This is a genomic window from Streptococcus fryi, from assembly GCF_053206505.1.
This window is the reverse complement of sequence record NZ_JBRUGW010000005.1, coordinates 46513-66496: the sequence shown is the minus strand read 5'-3', so window position 1 is coordinate 66496 and position 19984 is coordinate 46513. Positions and strand designations below refer to the sequence as shown.

Sequence of the window (19984 nt, the reverse complement as noted above, 5' to 3'; positions counted from 1 at the left end):
AGGACGTATGGAGCAAGCTAAAATTGACCGTATCAACGCATTATCTAAAAAGAAAAAGACTGAAGGTTTGACTGAAGCAGAATTAGCTGAGCAAGCTAAACTACGTGAGGAGTACATCGAAGGTTATCGTCGCAGTGTTCGTGCCCATATTGAAGGGATTAAAATTGTTGATGAGGCTGGCAATGATGTCACCCCTGAAAAACTACGTCAGGTTCAACGTGAAAAAGGCCTTCACGGCCGCAGTCTTGATGATCCAGAATCATAAGTATTATAGAGGTAGCACTTCGTATTGATACCCACTAGTTAGATATAACATCTAAGAATTTGGGGATCAGTATATTGCTGCCTCTTTTTATCATTAACCAAAATTTTATGATAACTTTTTAAGCAAAACTACCATTCGTTATCAGTTTAAGAAAATGTCAGAGATAACATGAAAAAACTAATTAAAACATGTGTCGTATTCATTATAACAGTCATGCGATTTCCTGAAAATTTAAGATCATCTAAGAAAGTTTCCCTTGCTTTTTACAGTTAAGCTGATTTTGTGCTATAATAGAAGCGATTACAAATATAGAAAGGTCTTTACCATGACATTTGATGCAATCGACACTTTAGCGGTCAATACGATCCGTTCGCTTTCTATTGAGGCTATCCAAAAGGCTAATTCAGGACATCCTGGCTTACCGATGGGAGCAGCTCCAATGGCCTATGTGCTTTGGAATAAGTTTTTAACAGTTAATCCAAAAACAAGTCGTTCTTGGACAAACAGAGACCGTTTTATCTTATCAGCAGGCCACGGTTCTGCTTTATTATACAGTCTTTTACACCTATCAGGCTATGACTTGAGCATGGATGATTTGAAGAATTTCCGTCAATGGGGTTCTAAGACACCAGGACACCCAGAAGTCAATCATACAGATGGTGTGGAAGCAACATCTGGACCACTTGGGCAAGGGATTGCCAACGCGCTTGGTATGGCAATGGCAGAAGCTCATTTAGCTGCCAAATTCAACAAACCAGGGTTTGAGATCGTTAATCATTTTACCTATGCCTTGAATGGTGATGGGGATTTGATGGAAGGTGTCAGCCAAGAAGCAGCTAGTTTGGCAGGTCATTTGAAATTAGGTAAATTAGTATTGCTTTATGATTCAAATGATATCTCACTTGATGGACCAACATCAAAAGCTTTTACAGAAGATGTCAAAGGGCGTTTTGAAGCTTACGGTTGGCAACATATCCTCGTTAAAGATGGTAATGATTTAGAAGAAATTGCTAAAGCCATTGAAGAAGCTAAGGCAGAAATTGACAGACCAACCATTATCGAGGTTAAGACAATCATTGGTTATGGAGCTGAAAAACAAGGAACTTCAGCAGTTCATGGGGCGCCAATTGGTGCAGAAGGCATTGCACATGCTAAATCAGTCTATGGATACGATTACCCAGAGTTTACGGTACCAGAAGAAGTTGCAGAGCGCTTTACTGCTGGCATTAAAGCAAGGGGTGAAAAAGCAGAGCAAGAGTGGAATGATTTATTTGCTCGTTACGAAGAAGCTTATCCAGAATTAGCAGCAGAATACAAGGCGGCATTTGCAGGTCAGCCAGTCGAGGTGACTTTAGAAGCTCATGAGCTAGGAACAAGTGTTGCTAGCCGTGTGTCAAGTCAAAAAGCTATCCAACAAATATCAGCACAAGTCCCATCGTTTTGGGGTGGTTCAGCAGACCTCTCTGCTTCGAATAATACAATGGTAGCAGCTGATACAGATTTCCAAGCTGATAACTATTCTGGACGTAATATTTGGTTTGGTGTGCGTGAGTTTGCGATGGCAGCTGCTATGAATGGTATTGCTCTGCATGGTGGCACACGTGTTTATGGCGGAACTTTCTTTGTCTTCTCAAACTACCTTTTACCAGCTGTTCGTATGGCGGCACTTCAAGAATTACCAACTGTTTATGTCTTGACCCACGATTCAATTGCTGTTGGTGAGGATGGCCCAACTCATGAGCCAGTTGAACAATTAGCAAGTGTTCGTTCGATGCCAAACTTAAACGTTATTCGTCCAGCCGATGGTAACGAGGTGAATGCCGCTTGGCAACGTGCTTTGGAAGAAACAAAACGCCCGACGGCACTCGTTTTGACACGTCAAAATTTACCTGTTCTTGAAGGGACAGCTGAGTTGGCAGCAGAAGGTGTTAATAAAGGTGCTTATATCTTGTCAGAAGCCAAAGGAGACTTGGATGGTATCATTATTGCTACTGGTTCTGAAGTGAAATTGGCCTTGGATACCCAAGCAGCCCTTGAAGCAGAAGGCGTTCACGTGCGTGTGGTTTCGATGCCATCACAAAACCTCTTTGATGAACAAGATGATGCTTATAAGGCGAGTGTTCTGCCAGCTGATGTCACAAAACGCCTAGCTATCGAAGCAGGCACAAGCTTTGGTTGGGGTAAATATGTTGGTCTAGTAGGACAAACCTTAACGATTGATACATGGGGAGCATCAGCACCTAGTGACCGTATCTTTAAAGAATATGGCTTCACTGTTGAAAATGCTATAGCGCTTTACAAATCACTGTAATAACTGATTGATTTGAAACTTGTGTCTAGGTAGACTAGAGTAAAACTTTTCCACATGGCTTGTGGAAAAGTTTTTTTGCTTGTTGACAACTAGCTTAAAAAGACCGCTTTTATCTAAAATTTGGTATATTTTATAGGTAATTAGGCCAATTAGAAGTATAAAATACTAAAGAACTGTGGACAAAAGGCTGTGGATAAGTCATTAGGCTGTTGAGAGAGCTGTGTTTTAACTTTTCTTTTGGGATAACATTTGCTATACTGGGGTTAATCGTAATGAGGAGGGCTGAAATGAAAAAGATAAAGCATGGGAAATGGTTGATTTTACTTTCTGTATCATTAGCTTTGTTTAGTTTGTTGTGGACGACCATAAGAACAATTAATGAGGATAAGGCCTATGCTGAAGTGGGAAGTACTCAAGTATTATCAACTGAAGCCTTTATTGAGAGTGTTGGGGAAACAGCAAGACATATAGGTCAGGAGTATGATATTTATGCTTCTGTTATGATTGCCCAAGCGATTTTAGAATCAGCAAGTGGTCAGTCAGGATTGAGTCAAGCACCTTATTTTAACTATTTTGGTATTAAAGGTTCTTACTATGGTCAGTCAGTCAAGATGTTGACATGGGAAGATGATGGGTTAGGTAACGTTGAGCATATTTATGCTGATTTTAGATCATATGGTAGCCCAGAGGCTTCCTTATTGGATTATGCTGACTTGTTAAGTTCCCCGATTTATGTGGATGCTAGAAAATCTAATACCAATTCGTATATGGATGCGACAGCTGCTTTAACTGGTTTATATGCCACTGATACTGCCTATAACCAAAAATTGAATGATTTGATTGTTCGTTATGGTTTAACAGTATATGATTCACCAATTTCATATCGTGCGGAATCAGACGAATTATTTGAACTAGTTTGGAATGAGTATAGACAGCAATATACAAGTACTATGGTTTTAAAAGAAGATGAAGCTTGGAATTTATACTTACAGAGATAGCTAAACTAAAGGTCAATGACTTTGGCTGTAATAAAAAATATAGAAGATGCTATTGAGAACAGAAAAAAACGAATGGGATACTTCTTAGTTTGGTAAAACTAAGTATCAATCATTCGTTTTTTATTGTGATTAGACGCTGTCTGACACTATTGTCAAATGGTATTTTAACAATGGATTGATGTCATCCTTTCAGGTGTTTTATTTAGATTTTCCACGCAAAAGAGTTGTTGATTTTTAGTGATGGGTCAATGGCTACTATCTCTTAAACTAAGTTTTGTGCCTAATCTTACCATTTTAGGAACGTTGCTTGGACTGTGCAAGCTCTCTATCATCATATCTACAGCAGTACTGCCCATTTGTTCTGTAAAGACTGTGACGCTTGATAAAGGTGGATAGATTTGTCGTGTTAATAGAGTGTCGTTAAAGGAAATGATGTTGACACGATCTGGTACGGGAATGTGGTGTTCATGAAGGGCTCTCAAGGCTCCGATTGCAAGTGTATCGTTTGCAATGAAAAAGGCAGTAGGCAGTTTATGATCGAGTTGCTGGATAGCCTTAGTCATCAGTTCATAGCCATCTTGAGTCGAAAAAGCCCCTACAAACATGTAGTTAGGATTATAAATACCTTGCTCACCACAATAATTTTTAAATGTTCTGAAACGCTGGTCAATAAGATTTTCAAGACCATCGGTCGTGGTTTCTTCACCTGCAATCATGCCGATGTGTTGGTGTCCTTTTGACAAAAAGTAATCAATGACTTCATGAACAGCATTATCAAAATCAGTTGTGACACAAGGTAGTCCATGACTAAGCGTATCACTATCAACGAAAATGAGATGAGAAGAAATAGTTTTTAACTGTTTGATTTGACGTTGGCTAAACTTGCCAATGGCAATAATTCCTGAGACATCAGGTTTCTCTGTGAAAATAGTATTGTTAAAATAGCGTACTGTAGCATATCCAAGCTCTTCAGCACGTTTTTCAATCCCTATTCTAATCGAGTAGTAATAGAGGTCGTTTAACTCTTCTTGTTGGCTGTACCATTGTAGGACAGCTATTTTTTTATCCGTATCGGCTAGTGTTTTATGCTTGAGGTGTTTGGTATAGCCGACTTGTTCTGCTGAGACAAGGATACGCTGTCTTGTATCTTCACCAACAGAAAGGCTAGGGTCTTGGTTTAATACACGTGAGACTGTTGCAACGGAGACTTGAGCGAGATTTGCAATATCTTTTAAGGTTGCCATAATGATCACCTATTTCTATGATTGCTATTATTATATCAAAACAAGTGATAAAGTCAATTTAATTTTACTAAAGTTTTACTAAAATTAAATTGACTTATAGCTCTTTAGAGAGTAAAATGAAAGTGACAAAATCATTATATAAAAGGAGAAAAAAATGACAAATGAAGAATTGAAACAAGCCTTTAGTGCTGTTTTTGGCGAAGAAGCAGATGCGGTATTTTTCTCACCAGGTCGTATCAACTTGATTGGTGAACATACTGATTATAACGGTGGTCATGTGTTCCCAGCAGCTATTACGTTAGGAACTTATGGTGTGGCTCGCAAACGTGAAGACAAGGTATTGCGTTTCTTCTCTGGTAACTTTGAAGACAAGGGTATTATTGAAGTCAACCTTGAACATCTTGTTTTCAATAAGGAAGATAACTGGACAAACTATCCTAAAGGTGTCATCAAGTTCTTACAAGAAGCAGGTCATACCATTGATACTGGTTTTGATTTGTATGTCCTTGGTAATATTCCAAATGGTGCAGGCTTGTCGTCATCTGCATCATTGGAGTTGTTGACAGGTATTGTTGTTGAAGAGTTGTTTGGTCTTAAATTAGAACGTTTGGATTTAGTAAAAATTGGTAAAAAAACAGAGAATGAGTTTATCGGTGTCAACTCTGGTATCATGGATCAATTTGCCATCGGTATGGGAGCAAATAACAGTGCTATCTATCTTGATACCAATACACTTGAATATGACCTTGTTCCGCTTGACTTAGGTGACCATCTGATTGTCATCATGAACACAAATAAACGTCGTGAATTGGCAGACTCTAAATACAACGAACGTCGTGCAGAATGTGAAAAAGCTGTTGAAGAGCTTAATGAAGTTCTTGATATTAAAACACTTGGTGAACTTGATAGTCAAACCTTTGACCAATATGCTTACTTGATTAAAGATGCTGACCGCATCAAACGTGCTCGTCATGCTGTATCAGAAAATGAACGCACTGCTCGTGCTCGTAAAGCTCTTCAAGATGGTGATTTGGAACAATTTGGTCGTCTGGTTAATGCGTCACATGTATCACTTGAACATGATTATGAAGTAACAGGTATCGAATTAGATACCCTTGCTCATACAGCTTGGGAACAAGAAGGCGTTCTTGGTGCCCGCATGACAGGTGCAGGCTTTGGTGGCTGTGGTATCGCCATTGTTAAGAAAGACAAAGTAGATGCCTTTATTGATAATGTTGGTGAAATCTACACTAATAAAATTGGCTATGCTCCTGCCTTTTATATCGCAGAGGTGGCAGCAGGGTCTCGCGTCTTAGAGAGAAAATAAATTTATGGTGGGATTAGTAGATGCCTTTGTGGCACAAGTCATTGCTCTATCAGACTTCACAGAAGAAGATAGATTTTATTTGAAAAACAGAGTTCTTGCCCTTGTCGGTGAGGATGGTGTAGAAGATGCAACACGATTGTCAGAAATCATTGCTCTCAAGGAAGCCTTGGTTGAGTTGGCAGTAACAAATGGTAAAGTTGGTGGTTTGCTTGAAGAAAAAGACTGTCTAGGTGCTGAATTGATGAATTTTGTGACACCAGTTCCAAGTCAAGTTAATAAAAGGTTCTGGGAAACTTATGAGACCAATCCGTCGCAAGCTGTAGCTGATTTTTATGACCTTAGTAAACGCAACGACTACATCAAGTTAGCTGCCATTGCTAAAAATATCTATTACAAGTCACCAACACCGTACGGTGATTTAGAAATAACAATTAATTTGTCCAAGCCTGAAAAAGACCCTAAGGCCATTGCAGCAGCTAAGTTGTTAAAATCATCGTCTTATCCTAAATGCCAATTGTGTATGGAAAACGAGGGTTATCAAGGCCGTCTTGACCATCCAGCCAGAGCTAATCACAGAGTTATTCGCTTGGCTTTAGGACAGGAAACATGGGGGTTCCAGTATTCACCTTATGCTTACTTTAATGAGCACAGTATTATTCTGAATACAGAACATGTTCCGATGGTGATTACTGCTCAAACCTTTGAACAGTTGCTTGATATTGTTGATATTTTTCCAGACTATTTTGTAGGGTCAAACTCTGATTTGCCTATCGTTGGTGGTTCGATATTGACTCACAACCATTATCAGGCTGGTCGTCATACCTTTCCAATGGAAATTGCAGGTCTAGATTCGGAATTTACTTTTGTTGGTTTTGAAGGTATCAAAGCAGGTATCGTTAACTGGCCAATGTCTGTCATCCGCTTATCAGGTGATAACAAGACTGACTTGGTTGCACTTGCTGAAAAAATTCGTCTAGCTTGGCGTGATTACTCAGATAGTACGGTAGATGTTCTTGCGTGGACTAATGATGAGCCACACCATACGGTCACGCCAATCGCACGTAAGAAAAATGGTCTTTATGAACTGGATTTGGTATTGCGTGATAACCACACATCTGAAGAGCATCCAGATGGCATTTACCATCCACATCGTGATGTTCAACACATTAAAAAAGAAAATATTGGCTTGATTGAGGTTATGGGGCTAGCCATCTTGCCACCTCGATTGAAAGACGAGTTAAAAGAAGTAGAGCACTTCCTTCTTGGGCAAGAGCACCAATTGACAGATTACCATAAAACTTGGGCAGAAGACTTAAAAGCTAGTCATCCAGAAGTGACAGAAGAAACTGTTGAGGAGATTGTGAGACAAGCTGTTGGGCAACGTTTTGCAAGAGTTTTGGAAGATGCAGGAGTTTACAAACGTAATGAAACTGGCCAAGCGGCTTTCAGACGTTTTGTTGAACATGTGGGCTTGAAAGTTTAGTGCGACTAGTCTATACTAAAATATGATGATAATTAAATAAGGGAGAAATTATGGCAATTTTAGTCTTGGGAGGAGCTGGTTACATTGGCTCACACATGGTTGACCGCCTGGTTGAATGGGGTAAGGAAGAGGTTGTCGTAGTTGACAATCTAGTGACAGGTCACAGGGCAGCTGTTCATCCAGATGCCAAATTCTATGAAGGAGATTTGGCAGATAAACCATTCATGCGACAGGTTTTTGCTGAAAATCCAGAGATTGATGCCGTTATCCACTTTGCAGCCTATTCCTTAGTTGCAGAGTCAATGGAAAAACCACTTAAATATTTTGATAACAACACTGCGGGTATGGTTAGCTTATTAGAAGTCATGGCAGAAGTTGGGGTTAACAAGATTGTCTTCTCGTCTACAGCGGCGACCTATGGTATTCCAGAGGAAATTCCAATCAAGGAAACAACACCGCAACATCCAATCAATCCATACGGTGAAAGTAAGTTGATGATGGAAACCATCATGAAATGGTCTGATCAAGCATACGGCATCAAATTTGTACCTCTACGTTATTTCAATGTTGCAGGCGCAAAACCAGATGGCAGTATCGGTGAAGACCATGGTCCTGAAACACATCTCTTGCCAATTATCTTACAAGTGGCACAAGGTGAGCGCGAGAAGATCATGATTTTTGGTGATGATTACAACACACCAGATGGTACAAATGTGCGTGACTATGTGCATCCATTTGACCTTGCAGATGCTCATATGTTGGCAGTTGACTATCTGAGAGCAGGGAATCCATCAACAGCCTTTAACTTAGGATCTTCAACAGGATTTTCGAATCTCCAAATCCTCGAAGCAGCCCGTAAAGTGACTGGTCATCCGATTCCACATGAGTTGGCAGACCGTCGTCCTGGAGACCCAGATACTTTGATTGCAAGTTCTGATAAGGCTCGTGAAGTGCTGGGGTGGAAACCACAATTTGATAATATTGATAAAATTATCGAAACTGCTTGGGCATGGCATTCAAGCCATCCAAAAGGTTACGATGATCGTGATTAAAAATGACCTGAGGCTTTTTACCTCAGGTTTTTTAGTAGTTTATGAGAGCTACTTGTTCATAAGTCATTGACGATTATATGGGTTAAAAAGTCAGGAATACATCAGAGATTAAACAAGTCAGTGTATTCTTATTTAGAACATCAAGTTGATTTTTGTTAGAGGGAGAGGTGAAAAAGCGTTTAAAATGGTGTATAATAAATGAATAGAAGCAAAGGAAAACAAGGGCTAGTCTGTCGTTTTATGAGAAGTGAGACAGGATAGTGTAGATTGTTATTCAGTCGAAACAGAGAATAATTCTCACACTATTGCATGAGAGATTCCCCAACTGAAAGGTATCATTGAACTAATCTAGTGATATGCCCTTGACAAGTAACACCTGTTTTTTAAAGACCTAGATTGGTTGATTTTACGATATAAATATAGAGAGCAAAGGAGTGTGGCACTTCTTTGAGGAGTATGAATGAGAAAAGATATTGCACCTGAACAACTTAATTATAACAAGTACCCAGGGCCAGAATTTGTTAGTTTTGACCACTTTGTCAAAAGCGATGATATTCTTTTGACGATTTTAGAAAATCATAAAAATGCCTTTGATGCGACTGTGTTTGGGCAGAAGTTTTCAGAGATTTTGCTAAAGTATGACTATATTGTAGGTGATTGGGGAAATGAGCAATTACGACTGAAAGGGTTCTATAAGACTCAAAAAGGAATCCCAGATCAGCAGCTCATTGATCAAATTGATATTTACCTTAAGGAATATTGTAACTTTGGTTGTGCCTATTTTATTTTGGAAAATCAAAATCCTAAAGACCTTCCTGTTGAAGATGATGGGCCTGCTCGTCGCCGTCGTCGCCGTTCGTCGTCACAAAAAAATAGCCAACCACAAGGGGACAAAGTAACATCTAGTAAGGTGGGGAAATCACAACAGACCGACAAGCAATCGCGCCAGCAAGACAAGCGTCAAAAGTTGAAGTCTGGAGAAAAAAAAGATCAACAAGGTCAAAAGCGTCAGAAACGCCGTGATCGTCGTCAGTCGCAAGTCACTCAAGATGGTCATCAACAGTCGCAAGGATCGCAAACTCACTTTGTGATTCGTAAGAAGGATAATTAATGAGGATATGGAGGTAGAGGGATGAAACGCTCAATTTACAGTTTGACACGTGATCAATTAATTGAATGGGCTATAGAACAGGGGGAGAAAAAGTTCCGCGCAACACAAATTTGGGATTGGTTGTACCGTAAGAGAGTCCAGAGTTTTGAAGAAATGACGAATATTTCTAAGGATTTTATAGATCGTTTGAACGAAGAGTTTTGCTTAAATCCTTTGAAACAGCGTATTGTTCAAGAATCTGCTGATGGGACTGTCAAGTACCTCTTTGAGTTGCCTGATGGTATGTTGATTGAGACGGTGCTCATGAGGCAACATTATGGTTTGTCAGTCTGTGTTACGACGCAAGTAGGTTGTAATATTGGTTGTACCTTCTGTGCTTCAGGGCTCATCAAAAAACAACGTGACTTAACGAGTGGTGAAATTACTGCACAAATCATGTTGGTACAAAAGTATTTTGATGAGCGTGGTCTAGGTGAGCGCGTCAGTCACGTGGTTGTTATGGGAATAGGTGAACCCTTTGATAACTATCAACATGTTCTTAACTTCTTGCGAACCATTAATGATGATAATGGCTTGGGTATAGGGGCTCGCCACATCACAGTGTCAACATCAGGTCTTGCCCATAAAATTCGTGATTTTGCTCATGAGGGTGTGCAAGTCAACTTGGCAGTATCCTTACACGCTCCGAATAATGAACTCAGATCAAGCATAATGAAGATTAATCGTGCCTTTCCTTTGGAAAAATTGTTCGATGCCATCAATTATTACATCGAGACGACGAATCGTCGTGTCACTTTCGAATACATTATGCTTAATGAGGTGAATGATGGTGTTAAGGAGGCTAAGGAGCTGGCTAATCTTTTGAAAGACATCAAAAAGTTGTCCTATGTCAACTTAATTCCGTACAACCCTGTGTCAGAGCATGACCAGTATAGTCGTTCACCGAAAGCCAGAGTAGCAGCTTTCTATGATGTCTTGAAGAAAAACGGTGTCAATTGTGTCGTTCGTCAAGAGCATGGGACAGATATTGATGCAGCTTGTGGGCAACTGCGTTCGAATACCATGAAAAAAGATAGGCAAGCAGCGATAACTGCGGTGGCAAATGGCTAATTACGGCTTTCCCAAAGTATATTCTCCGCTCAAAGATTCGTTAAAAAGACCTATACAAGTAGTGACAATCGTTTATATGCTAGCGGTTTTTGTCATCTGTTTTATGCCACAACCTCACTTGTTTGATGGGGTACAGACGCCAAATATTATCTCTTTTGGTAGACTCCGTCTGCTATTAGTACCTTTTAATTCCTTAATTGGTTTGGGGCAGGTGGATACTGGGTTTGAGATGGTGTGGATTTTTATTCAAAATCTCCTCAATGTTTTCCTCCTCTATCCTCTCATCTTAGGCTTACTCTTTCTTTATCCCACTTTAAGAAGTCCTAAAAAAGCTATAGGTTTAGCTTTATGTACTAGTTTGTTTATTGAGGGAACGCAGCTTCTTTTAGATGTCTTAATTGATGCCAATAGGGTGTTTGAAGTGGATGACCTATGGACAAATACTTTAGGTGGGTATTTGGCTTTTCTGACCTTTTACCAATTGGTCAAGAGGTTTGCTATACTGAAATCATAACCGTTTCAGGCTAGGACGACTGTCCTAGCCTGACTATATTAGAGAATGGGATGTATCGGATACAGAATGACTTTTAAGATGTGTCAACATCTAGTGTTTGTTTCCTATCACAGAAAGGATTGATATGAAAATTGTTCGTGATTTATGGTGGTTTTTCAGACTTGAAAAGCGACGGTATCTGATTGGTATTGTTGCTCTTGTTTTAGTCAGTTTGCTCAACTTGATTCCTCCTATGATTATGGGGAAGGTGATTGACCAAATCACCAGTGGTCAACTTCGGCGTGAGGCGTTATTATGGCGTTTATTGGCATTAGTGATAACTGCTTTTGCCATGTATGCCTTACGTTATGTGTGGCGAATGTATATTTTAGCGACATCTCATCGTCTTGGAAAAATCATGCGTTCACGTCTGTTTGAGCATTTTACAAAAATGTCTCCAAGCTTTTACCAACGCTACCGAACAGGTGATTTGATGGCGCATGCGACTAATGATATCAATGCCTTAGTACGTTTATCTGGTGGTGGTGTGATGTCCTTTGTGGATGCGACGATTACAGCCCTTGTGACCTTGGTGACGATGTTTGTCATGATTTCATGGCAGATGACCTTAGTTGCTATTATTCCCTTACCTTTGATGGCGCTGACAACAAGTTATTTAGGGCGACAAACGCATGAACGTTTGAAAGTCTCGCAAGCGGCTTTTTCGGATTTAAACAATAAGGTTCAGGAGTCTGTTGCTGGTATTAAGGTGACGAAATCTTTTGGGTATCAGCAAGAGGAATTGTCATCTTTCCAAGAGGTCAACCAAGCGACTTATGAGAAGAATGTTGCGACCATGTTTTTTGATGCCATGTTTAGCCCTGTTGTCTTACTTTTTGTAGGGACTTCGTATGTTTTAACCTTACTGGTGGGTTCTTATTTTATCAAGATGGGTCAGGTGACCTTGGGGAATTTGGTGACCTTTATGACTTATTTGGATATGTTGGTTTGGCCCTTGATGGCTATGGGCTTTTTATTCAATATGAGTCAGCGTGGTACCGTATCTTACAATCGTATTAGTCAGTTACTGGCAGAACAATCAGATGTTATCGAAACAGAGCATCCTGTAACGGATGTGCGTAATGGTGATTTGGTTTTTGATATTGACCGTTTTAGCTATGATAATAGTGAGACACTCAAAGATATTCATTTCACATTGACCAAAGGACAAACCTTGGGGCTGGTTGGACAGACAGGCTCAGGAAAAACGACCTTGTTAAAATTATTGTTGCGAGAATATGATGTAGCCGATGGTCAGATAACTCTCAATGGTGCCAATATTAAAGATTACCGTTTGTCTGATTTGAGACAACTCATAGGTTATGTTCCCCAAGACCAATTTTTGTTTGCCAGAAGTATTCTAGAAAATGTGCGTTTTGGTAATCCAAACTTAACAGAAGAAGCAGTTGTTGAGGTTTCCAAACTCGCTCAAGTTTACGAAGATATTATGGACATGCCTGAGCAGTTTGAGACAGTTGTCGGTGAAAAAGGCGTTTCCTTATCTGGTGGGCAAAAGCAGCGATTAGCTATTGGGCGTGCCATGATTTTAAATCCTGATATTCTCATCCTAGATGACTCCCTATCTGCTGTCGATGCCAAGACGGAACATGCTATCATTACCAACCTCAAGCAAAATAGACAAGGAAAAACCACTCTGATTACGGCTCACCGGTTATCAGCGGTTGTCCATGCTGATTTGATTTTAGTCTTGCAAAATGGTCGTATTATTGAGCGAGGAACGCATGATGAATTGATTGCTAGTGAGGGCTGGTATCAGAAGACCTATCTAGCCCAACAATTAGAAATGGAGGAGCTTAATGACTAACACAAAGCCAGAAAAAAGAGTGTTTTTACGTTTGATGTCTTATGTTAAAACCTATAAACTCTTAACCATTTTAGCTCTAACCCTCTTGTTATCAACATCCATTGTCAAAAGTTACATTCCTTTGGTTGCTAGTCGTTTTATTGACGAACACATCAAGGGAGAGAGTACAGATGGTATCTATCTGTTGGTGTTCTATTATGCCCTTTACCTTGTGCAAACTTTAATCCAGTATTTCGGTTCCTTTTTCTTTGCTAAGGTGTCTTATAGTGTGGTCAAGGATATTCGCCGAGATGCATTTGCCAATATGGAAAAGCTTAGTATGTCGTATTTTGATAAGACTGCTTCAGGCAGTATTGTCTCTAGGATAACTAATGATACCGAGAGTATCTCAGAAATGTTTTCAGGTCTTTTAGCCAATTTTGTGTCTGCCATATTTATTTTTGGTGTGACCTTGTACACTATGCTAACCTTAAATGTTACCTTGACACTTCTTGTTTCACTTTTTTTACCAATTATTGTGCTTTTGGTTAATCGTTATAGACAGATATCCGCTAAGCTTGTGTCTCAAACAAGGCGGTTGATCAGTGATATCAATAGTAAATTAGCAGAAAGTATTGAAGGTATTCGTGTCATTCAGGCTTTTTCACAAGAAGCTCGTCTACAAAGTGAGTTTGATGCGATTAACGAGGAACACTTGGTTTATAGTAGTCGGTCGGTATCTCTTGACAGTCTCTTTTTAAGACCGGCAATGTCTCTCTTAAAATTATTAGCTTACGCTCTTTTGATGACTTTTTTTGGATTGACATTTGACACATACGGTATTTCGGCAGGTCAAATATACGCCTTTATTCAGTATGTTAATCGACTATTTGACCCACTGATTGAGGTCACACAGAACTTTTCAACCTTACAAACGTCAATGATTTCTGCTGGTCGTGTCTTTAAATTGATTGATGAGCGAACTTACGAACCAGAGCAATTTGGGCAGGAGACAGAAATTGTTCAAGGAGATATTGTCTTTAAAGAGGTATCATTTAGCTATGATGGTCAAACGCCAGTTCTCGATAAGGTGTCTTTTGAGGTCAAATCGGGTGAAACCATTGCCTTTGTAGGTGCTACGGGGTCTGGTAAATCATCGATTATCAATGTTCTCATGCGTTTTTATGAATTCCAATCGGGGCAAATTTTGATTGATGGTAAGGATATTAAGTCTTATAGTCAGGAAGCCCTTCGCCAGTCTATTGGTCTTGTCTTGCAAGAGCCCTTCCTTTATCATGGAACGATTAAGTCAAATATCGCCATGTATCAGGATTTATCAGATGAGGAGATTAAAGCAGCAGCTTCATTTGTTGATGCAGACCAGTTTATTCAGGGGCTACCAGATGGCTATGACCAAGCTGTGACAGAACGCGGGACGTCGTTTTCAACTGGACAACGTCAGTTATTGGCTTTTGCGAGAACCATAGCACGCTCACCCAAAATCCTCATTTTAGATGAGGCCACTGCCAATATTGATTCAGAGACAGAACAATTGGTGCAGCACTCTTTAGAGAAGATGCGACAAGGTCGAACAACCATTGCCATTGCCCATCGTTTATCCACTATCCAAGATGCCAACTGCATTTATGTCCTTAAAAAAGGTCAAATCATCGAATCTGGTACCCATGAGGAATTACTTGAGCGTCAAGGGACATATTACAAGATGTACCGCCTGCAAGCAGGACAAATGGCGGGTGAAACTCACTAGAACATTTATGTCTAGGTGTATGTATTCAGTTGGCTGTTTGATAAAGGAATATTATTGAGATTAGGACAAAAAGAGATTGACTTTCTTTACCATAAATTGTCCAAATTGACAAAGAAGACACAAAAAGTGAACGCAAAAGTATTCTAGTTGTTAGAAAACTACTCGTGTTCGCTTTTTGTACTTTATTGTCTAAGCTTTTTTAAAAGGGATTAGCTAGAGATATGATAGTGGAAAAGTCTTGTCTTGATAATAGATTTGTGATAAAATCAGCTTATTTATTAAGCGCATCAAATGATGTTGAACTTGGGGAGGATGATGTCATGAAGCATTTAGGAACTCAATTACTTGAAACTGAACGTCTGCTGGCTCGCCCTTTTCAATCTGAGGATATTCCACTTGCCTTTAAGAACTGGACGTCTGATGATGAGGTGACTAAGTATTTAACTTGGCCAACCCATAAAAGTGAAGAAGATACTAAAGCCTTTTTGGATTTTTGTATTGCCCATTATGAGAATCCTCATTTTTACCAGTGGGGGATTGTCCTGAAAGAGACGGGCGAATTGATTGGTAATATCGCCGTAGTCAATCAGATTGACAAAACACAGGAAGCTGAACTCGGTTGGGTCATCGGTCGATCGTGGTGGGGGAATAGCTACATGGCAGAAATGGCAAAAGCTGTCATTGATTTTCTCATTAAAGATGTTGGCTTTAACCGTATCAAAGCAGCCCATGATATTCTTAACAAACAGTCCGGTCGTGTGATGGAAAAAGCAGGGATGACCTATGAAGGCACCATGCGTCAAGTTCGTAAGAATAACCGTGGCATTGTTGACATGTCACAATACGCTATTATTAAAGAGGATTTAAAAGGAAAGCAAGACGTAGTCACTGACTAGTATCGTCATGTAACCAAGTGTTAAAAAAGGGACAAAGGCAATAGGTTGTTGTGGTTGTCCTTTTTTGAGTATATAGATGATGGCTAATAGACAGGCTGTTTGGATAACCAATAAAACCTGGTATGACGGTAAGAGGAGTGATAAACTCGCTAGATAGAGAAAATCGCCGCTCCCCATTTTGATATAGCGATATTCAGCTAGTAGAGAAAGTAGTAAAAAGATAATGCTTAAGTTATTGATACCAAACACCATGTACAAAGGGATGTTTGCTCCTAACCATATGATGAGAGGATAAGATTGATTTTTAAAATCATAGAGACTAAGAGTTAGGCTAAATAATAAGAAATAAAGTTGCCAGAAGTCAAGAAACCCCCAGTACCATATTAAGAAAAGTCCCCCGCAAAATCCCTCAAAACACGCATACCAGAAAGGGATATTGACCTGACAATAGCGACACTTAAAGCGACAGATGATTTGAGATACGATAGGCATTAAATCCCATGGTTTGAGATGTGTTTGACAGTTATGGCAATGGCTAGCAGGAGTGATGATAGATTTTTCCGGGAAACGGTCAATGACAAGACCAAGAAATGAACCAATTGAAGCTCCTAAAAAGAATAATAAATAGGTCATATTATATTATTCGTAATGGAATCAGGAAACGCTAAAAAAATTGAAGATTTCTTTGATGTTTGTTATAATAAGCCTAGTCATGAAAGAGTTACAAATGCTATTTTTGGGTGTTTTTAGACAATAGTTTAATCTTTGCCCAATAGGAGAAAAACTAGGCTGTTTCGTTGACTTCTATCATAAAAGAGGATATACTTATATTCATAAATAATAATCATTCTAAATAAAAGTTTAGAATAGTTTTGGAGGATATTATAATGACACATACACGTACAAAAACAAAAGCTGTTTTAAATCAAACTGTTGCTGACTTGTCAGTTGCTGCATCAATTGTACATCAAATTCACTGGTACATGCGTGGTACAGGTTTCTTACGTCTTCATCCACAAATGGATAAATTGATGGATGGTTTAAATGAACACCTTGATGAGTTTAGCGAACGCCTAATCACGCTTGGTGGTGCACCTTATTCTACTTTGAAAGAGTTCTCTGACAACTCTAAATTAGAAGAGAAATCAGGAAGTTATGATATTTCTGTAAAAGATCACTTGGAACGTTTGATTGAGGTTTACACTTACTTAGCAGGACTTTACCAAGAAGGTTTAGATGTTACAGATGAAGAAGGCGATGATCCAACTAATGGTTTATTTGCAGATGCTCTTGGAGAAGTTGAGAAAAACATTTGGATGCTTCGTGCAGAGATCGGTCAAGCACCAGGACTTTACTAATCTGTTGAGAAGAGCGATATATGAAAACTGACTGTGAAGAGCAGCCAGTTTTTTTACTGTTTTTTGGAAAACGATTGCATATCTATCTTGAAAAGGAGTTTATTTTTTGCTAAAATGAAGACTATGGAGAGCTTATACGATGTTCAACAACTCTTAAAACGCTTTGGTATTATCGTCTATATGGGGAAAAGACTCTACGATATTGAATTAATGAAAATCGAGTTGAAGGCTATTTATGATAATGGTTTAATTTCTCAAGAGGATTATATGCTAGCAGATTTAGTGTTGCGACGTGAACACCGACTAGAATTAGAAAGGCAAGACCAGTCCTAGAAGTATTGGTCGAGGATGAGAAATGGCAAAAAAATTATTAGGTATTGACTTGGGTGGCACAACGATTAAATTTGGTATTTTAACCTTAGATGGTGATGTCCAAGAAAAATGGGCGATTGAGACCAACATATTAGAAGACGGTAAGCACATTGTGCCTGATATTATTGAGTCTATTAAACACCGTTTAGACCTGTATGGTTTAACAAAGGATGATTTTGCAGGTATTGGAATGGGTTCTCCTGGTGCTGTCGACCGTGACAAAAAGACAGTTACTGGTGCTTATAATCTGAATTGGGCTAAAACACAAGAAGTGGGTTCTGCTATTGAAAAGGCAACCGGTATTCCATTTGCTATTGATAACGATGCCAATGTTGCAGCTCTTGGCGAGCGTTGGGTAGGAGCAGGAGAGAACAACCCAGATGTGATTTTTATGACTTTGGGAACAGGTGTTGGCGGTGGTGTCATCGCTGATGGCAATCTCATTCATGGCGTCGCTGGTGCAGGTGGTGAGATTGGGCATATGATTGTCGAACCAACGGACGGCTTTGCATGTACATGTGGTAGTCATGGTTGTTTAGAAACGGTAGCTTCTGCAACAGGTGTTGTTAAAGTTGCTCGTCTTTTAGCTGAAAGTTATGAAGGTGATTCACCGATAAAACTAGCTATTGATAACGGAGAAACCGTGACTAGTAAGGATGTTTTTGTCGCTGCAGAAGCTGGCGATAGCTTCGCAAATAGCGTTGTTGAAAAAGTTTGTTTTTACTTAGGATTAGCATCAGCCAATATGGCTAACATCCTCAATCCAGATTCAATTGTCATTGGTGGCGGTGTTTCTGCCGCAGGTGAATTCCTTCGCGCGCGTGTTGAAAAATATTTTATGAACTTTACTTTCCCACAAGTAAGACAGTCTACTAAGATTAAAATGGCTGAATTAGGTAATGATGCAGGTATTATTGGTGCAGCTAGCTTAGCACGTCAATTGGATAATTAATAGATGAGATAGAAAGAGCAGTGGCAGCTTGGTGCTATCAGGTGTCTCTGTCTTTCTTTTCTATTGCTTACTAAAAGGAGAATAAGAATGAGAGAAGTATTGAATTATGCCGTGATGGCCTTTGCCGTAGGTTACATGGTTTGGACAGTTTGGCGCTATTTTAATCTTAAAAAGAGTGCAAAGTTTGTTGATAATGAGACATTTGCTAGTTTGATGCGAACAGGTCAAGTTATTGACATTAGAGAACCGGCAAGTTTTCGCCGCAAACATATTTTAGGTGCTAGAAATTTCCCTATGATGCAGTTTACTATGAGTCTTTCTGCCTTGAGAAAGGATAAGCCTGTCTTGCTTTATGATGCCAGACGTGGAGTAGGAACGACACGTGCCATTCAGCATTTGAAAAAAGCAGGTTTCACGGATATCTATGTTCTAAAAGACGGGTTAGAGTTTTGGGACGGTAAGGTTAAAGAAACGGTCTAATTGTCTTTATTGTAATGCTAGGCTTTTTGCCTAGTTTTTTTAATGGCATTATGAGATTTGTGTTTCTACTAAGACAACACTAGATAATCAGGAAGCAGAGTTCAAGTCTTTTCAGCTACTTAACTATATGATTGCCAGTAGTCTTTTTTCATATCCCAAATGAGAACAGTTGCTTGTTCTTACTGAAAGTGGTAGGATATGGTCAGGAAAGGTGTAAGAGATGATTTTATTGATTGATAACTACGATTCGTTTACCTATAATTTAGCCCAGTATCTATCTGTCTTTACGACAGTAGAGGTGGTTAAAAATGATAGTCCTGAGCTGAGTGAGAAAGCTCATCAGGCGCAAGCTCTTGTCTTTTCGCCAGGACCTGGATGGCCCAAGGATGCTGGTCAAATGGAGGAACTGATTCGGCGTTTTGTTGATAAAAAGCCCATTTTAGGGATTTGTTTGGGGCATCAGGCTATCGCAGAGGTTTTTGGTGCTAAAGTTCGCTTGGCAAGGCAGGTCATGCATGGTAAACAAGGTCAAGTGACATTGGTAGCACCATCACGCTTATTTGAAGGTGTATCATCAGAGTTTACCGTCATGCGTTACCATTCTTTAGCAGTGGATAAGCTCCCTGAAAGCTTCAAAGTCACAGCTATCAGCCATCCAGATCGAGAAGTCATGGCTTTTGAGCATCGTGATCTGCCTATATATGCCGTCCAATACCATCCTGAAAGTATAGGTACTCCAGATGGTATGCGAATGATTGAGAATTTTATTAACATCGTCAACGAAAATACCTTGATGGATTTGCCGTCAGAAGGGCATGAAGAGGTTTTATAAATTAGATGTCTCTAAAGCATTGAAAAAAGCTAAATTCCTTATGAAAACATTTACACTTACCTTATTTC

Annotated in this window: 19 protein-coding genes; 17 read left to right on the top strand and 2 right to left on the bottom strand. The window is 39.5% G+C overall.

Annotation, left to right across the window (positions count from 1 at the left end; all coding sequences use genetic code 11):
• The first annotated feature begins 7 nt into the window (after window positions 1-7).
• From ACVRZH_RS02690 to ACVRZH_RS02680, 3 genes are all read left to right on the top strand, one after another.
• The gene (locus ACVRZH_RS02690) at window positions 8-265 is read left to right on the top strand and encodes a DUF896 family protein (protein WP_447453788.1); all 258 of its coding nucleotides are present in this window, start codon (window positions 8-10) and stop codon (window positions 263-265) included.
• 325 nt (window positions 266-590) lie between these two features.
• Window positions 591-2576, top strand: a complete 1986-nt coding sequence (gene tkt / locus ACVRZH_RS02685) for a transketolase (RefSeq protein ID WP_447453787.1) — start codon at window positions 591-593, stop codon at window positions 2574-2576.
• A 287-nt stretch (window positions 2577-2863) separates the two neighbouring features.
• Window positions 2864-3574, top strand: a complete 711-nt coding sequence (locus tag ACVRZH_RS02680) for a glucosaminidase domain-containing protein (RefSeq protein ID WP_447453786.1) — start codon at window positions 2864-2866, stop codon at window positions 3572-3574.
• A 245-nt stretch (window positions 3575-3819) separates the two neighbouring features.
• On the opposite strand, the gene ACVRZH_RS02675 is transcribed toward ACVRZH_RS02680, so the two are convergent.
• The gene (locus tag ACVRZH_RS02675; protein WP_447453785.1) at window positions 3820-4818 is read right to left on the bottom strand and encodes a LacI family DNA-binding transcriptional regulator; all 999 of its coding nucleotides are present in this window, start codon (window positions 4816-4818) and stop codon (window positions 3820-3822) included.
• 154 nt (window positions 4819-4972) lie between these two features.
• On the opposite strand from ACVRZH_RS02675, the gene ACVRZH_RS02670 reads away from it, so the two are divergent.
• The 9 genes from ACVRZH_RS02670 (at window position 4973) to ACVRZH_RS02630 (ending at window position 15922) form a co-directional block, all read left to right on the top strand.
• A complete protein-coding gene (locus tag ACVRZH_RS02670) occupies window positions 4973-6145 on the top strand; it encodes a galactokinase (RefSeq protein ID WP_447453784.1) in 1173 nt (390 codons plus the stop codon).
• Between the two features lie 4 nt (window positions 6146-6149).
• Complete coding sequence (galT, locus tag ACVRZH_RS02665) at window positions 6150-7628, top strand: UDP-glucose--hexose-1-phosphate uridylyltransferase (protein ID WP_447453783.1); 1479 nt, start codon at window positions 6150-6152, stop codon at window positions 7626-7628.
• A 50-nt stretch (window positions 7629-7678) separates the two neighbouring features.
• The gene (gene galE / locus ACVRZH_RS02660) at window positions 7679-8680 is read left to right on the top strand and encodes a UDP-glucose 4-epimerase GalE (RefSeq protein WP_447453782.1); all 1002 of its coding nucleotides are present in this window, start codon (window positions 7679-7681) and stop codon (window positions 8678-8680) included.
• A 460-nt stretch (window positions 8681-9140) separates the two neighbouring features.
• Window positions 9141-9791, top strand: coding sequence for a YutD family protein (locus ACVRZH_RS02655; RefSeq protein ID WP_447453781.1), 651 nt, complete (start codon window positions 9141-9143; stop codon window positions 9789-9791).
• A 21-nt stretch (window positions 9792-9812) separates the two neighbouring features.
• Window positions 9813-10901, top strand: coding sequence for a dual-specificity RNA methyltransferase RlmN (rlmN, locus tag ACVRZH_RS02650; protein ID WP_447453780.1), 1089 nt, complete (start codon window positions 9813-9815; stop codon window positions 10899-10901).
• The gene (locus tag ACVRZH_RS02645; protein WP_447453779.1) at window positions 10894-11415 is read left to right on the top strand and encodes a VanZ family protein; all 522 of its coding nucleotides are present in this window, start codon (window positions 10894-10896) and stop codon (window positions 11413-11415) included. The genes rlmN and ACVRZH_RS02645 overlap by 8 nt, the downstream gene beginning before the upstream one ends.
• Before the next feature lie 124 nt (window positions 11416-11539).
• Complete coding sequence (locus tag ACVRZH_RS02640; protein ID WP_447453778.1) at window positions 11540-13279, top strand: ABC transporter ATP-binding protein; 1740 nt, start codon at window positions 11540-11542, stop codon at window positions 13277-13279.
• Window positions 13272-15026: an ABC transporter ATP-binding protein gene (locus ACVRZH_RS02635; RefSeq protein ID WP_447453777.1), complete on the top strand. Its 1755-nt coding sequence runs from the start codon at window positions 13272-13274 to the stop codon at window positions 15024-15026. Before ACVRZH_RS02640 ends, ACVRZH_RS02635 begins: the two co-directional genes overlap by 8 nt.
• A 320-nt stretch (window positions 15027-15346) precedes the next feature.
• Complete coding sequence (locus tag ACVRZH_RS02630; protein WP_447453776.1) at window positions 15347-15922, top strand: GNAT family N-acetyltransferase; 576 nt, start codon at window positions 15347-15349, stop codon at window positions 15920-15922.
• Here ACVRZH_RS02630 and ACVRZH_RS02625 read toward each other — a convergent pair.
• Entirely contained in the window at window positions 15890-16555 is a 666-nt protein-coding gene (locus ACVRZH_RS02625) for a prepilin peptidase (protein WP_447453775.1), read from the bottom strand. The genes ACVRZH_RS02630 and ACVRZH_RS02625 overlap by 33 nt on opposite strands.
• Window positions 16556-16809: 254 nt before the next feature.
• Here ACVRZH_RS02625 and ACVRZH_RS02620 point away from each other — a divergent pair, with 254 nt between their 5' ends.
• The 5 genes from ACVRZH_RS02620 to ACVRZH_RS02600 all read left to right on the top strand — a co-directional run bounded on the left by ACVRZH_RS02620 (window position 16810) and on the right by ACVRZH_RS02600 (window position 19916).
• A complete protein-coding gene (locus tag ACVRZH_RS02620; protein ID WP_447453774.1) occupies window positions 16810-17280 on the top strand; it encodes a Dps family protein in 471 nt (156 codons plus the stop codon).
• Window positions 17281-17403: 123 nt separating this feature from the next.
• Window positions 17404-17613, top strand: coding sequence for a YqgQ family protein (locus ACVRZH_RS02615; protein WP_447453773.1), 210 nt, complete (start codon window positions 17404-17406; stop codon window positions 17611-17613).
• Window positions 17614-17635: 22 nt separating this feature from the next.
• Window positions 17636-18604 carry an ROK family glucokinase gene (locus ACVRZH_RS02610; protein ID WP_447453772.1) on the top strand — a complete coding sequence of 323 codons (969 nt, stop codon included), beginning with the start codon at window positions 17636-17638 and terminating at the stop codon, window positions 18602-18604.
• Window positions 18605-18691: 87 nt separating this feature from the next.
• A complete protein-coding gene (locus ACVRZH_RS02605; RefSeq protein WP_447453771.1) occupies window positions 18692-19084 on the top strand; it encodes a rhodanese-like domain-containing protein in 393 nt (130 codons plus the stop codon).
• 220 nt (window positions 19085-19304) lie between these two features.
• Window positions 19305-19916, top strand: a complete 612-nt coding sequence (locus tag ACVRZH_RS02600; RefSeq protein ID WP_447453770.1) for an anthranilate synthase component II — start codon at window positions 19305-19307, stop codon at window positions 19914-19916.
• Window positions 19917-19984: the final 68 nt, after the last annotated feature.

Coding starts and splice junctions, on each gene's coding strand:
- ACVRZH_RS02640 (WP_447453778.1), top strand. CDS start 11,540: ATGAAAATTGTTCGTGATTTATGGTGGTTTTTCAGACTTGAAAAGCGA.
- tkt (WP_447453787.1), top strand. CDS start 591: ATGACATTTGATGCAATCGACACTTTAGCGGTCAATACGATCCGTTCG.
- ACVRZH_RS02655 (WP_447453781.1), top strand. CDS start 9,141: ATGAGAAAAGATATTGCACCTGAACAACTTAATTATAACAAGTACCCA.
- ACVRZH_RS02690 (WP_447453788.1), top strand. CDS start 8: ATGGAGCAAGCTAAAATTGACCGTATCAACGCATTATCTAAAAAGAAA.
- ACVRZH_RS02600 (WP_447453770.1), top strand. CDS start 19,305: ATGATTTTATTGATTGATAACTACGATTCGTTTACCTATAATTTAGCC.
- galE (WP_447453782.1), top strand. CDS start 7,679: ATGGCAATTTTAGTCTTGGGAGGAGCTGGTTACATTGGCTCACACATG.
- ACVRZH_RS02605 (WP_447453771.1), top strand. CDS start 18,692: ATGAGAGAAGTATTGAATTATGCCGTGATGGCCTTTGCCGTAGGTTAC.
- ACVRZH_RS02680 (WP_447453786.1), top strand. CDS start 2,864: ATGAAAAAGATAAAGCATGGGAAATGGTTGATTTTACTTTCTGTATCA.
- ACVRZH_RS02620 (WP_447453774.1), top strand. CDS start 16,810: ATGACACATACACGTACAAAAACAAAAGCTGTTTTAAATCAAACTGTT.
- rlmN (WP_447453780.1), top strand. CDS start 9,813: ATGAAACGCTCAATTTACAGTTTGACACGTGATCAATTAATTGAATGG.
- ACVRZH_RS02625 (WP_447453775.1), bottom strand. CDS start 16,555: ATGACCTATTTATTATTCTTTTTAGGAGCTTCAATTGGTTCATTTCTT.
- ACVRZH_RS02615 (WP_447453773.1), top strand. CDS start 17,404: ATGGAGAGCTTATACGATGTTCAACAACTCTTAAAACGCTTTGGTATT.
- ACVRZH_RS02635 (WP_447453777.1), top strand. CDS start 13,272: ATGACTAACACAAAGCCAGAAAAAAGAGTGTTTTTACGTTTGATGTCT.
- ACVRZH_RS02645 (WP_447453779.1), top strand. CDS start 10,894: ATGGCTAATTACGGCTTTCCCAAAGTATATTCTCCGCTCAAAGATTCG.
- ACVRZH_RS02670 (WP_447453784.1), top strand. CDS start 4,973: ATGACAAATGAAGAATTGAAACAAGCCTTTAGTGCTGTTTTTGGCGAA.
- ACVRZH_RS02610 (WP_447453772.1), top strand. CDS start 17,636: ATGGCAAAAAAATTATTAGGTATTGACTTGGGTGGCACAACGATTAAA.
- galT (WP_447453783.1), top strand. CDS start 6,150: ATGGTGGGATTAGTAGATGCCTTTGTGGCACAAGTCATTGCTCTATCA.
- ACVRZH_RS02675 (WP_447453785.1), bottom strand. CDS start 4,818: ATGGCAACCTTAAAAGATATTGCAAATCTCGCTCAAGTCTCCGTTGCA.
- ACVRZH_RS02630 (WP_447453776.1), top strand. CDS start 15,347: ATGAAGCATTTAGGAACTCAATTACTTGAAACTGAACGTCTGCTGGCT.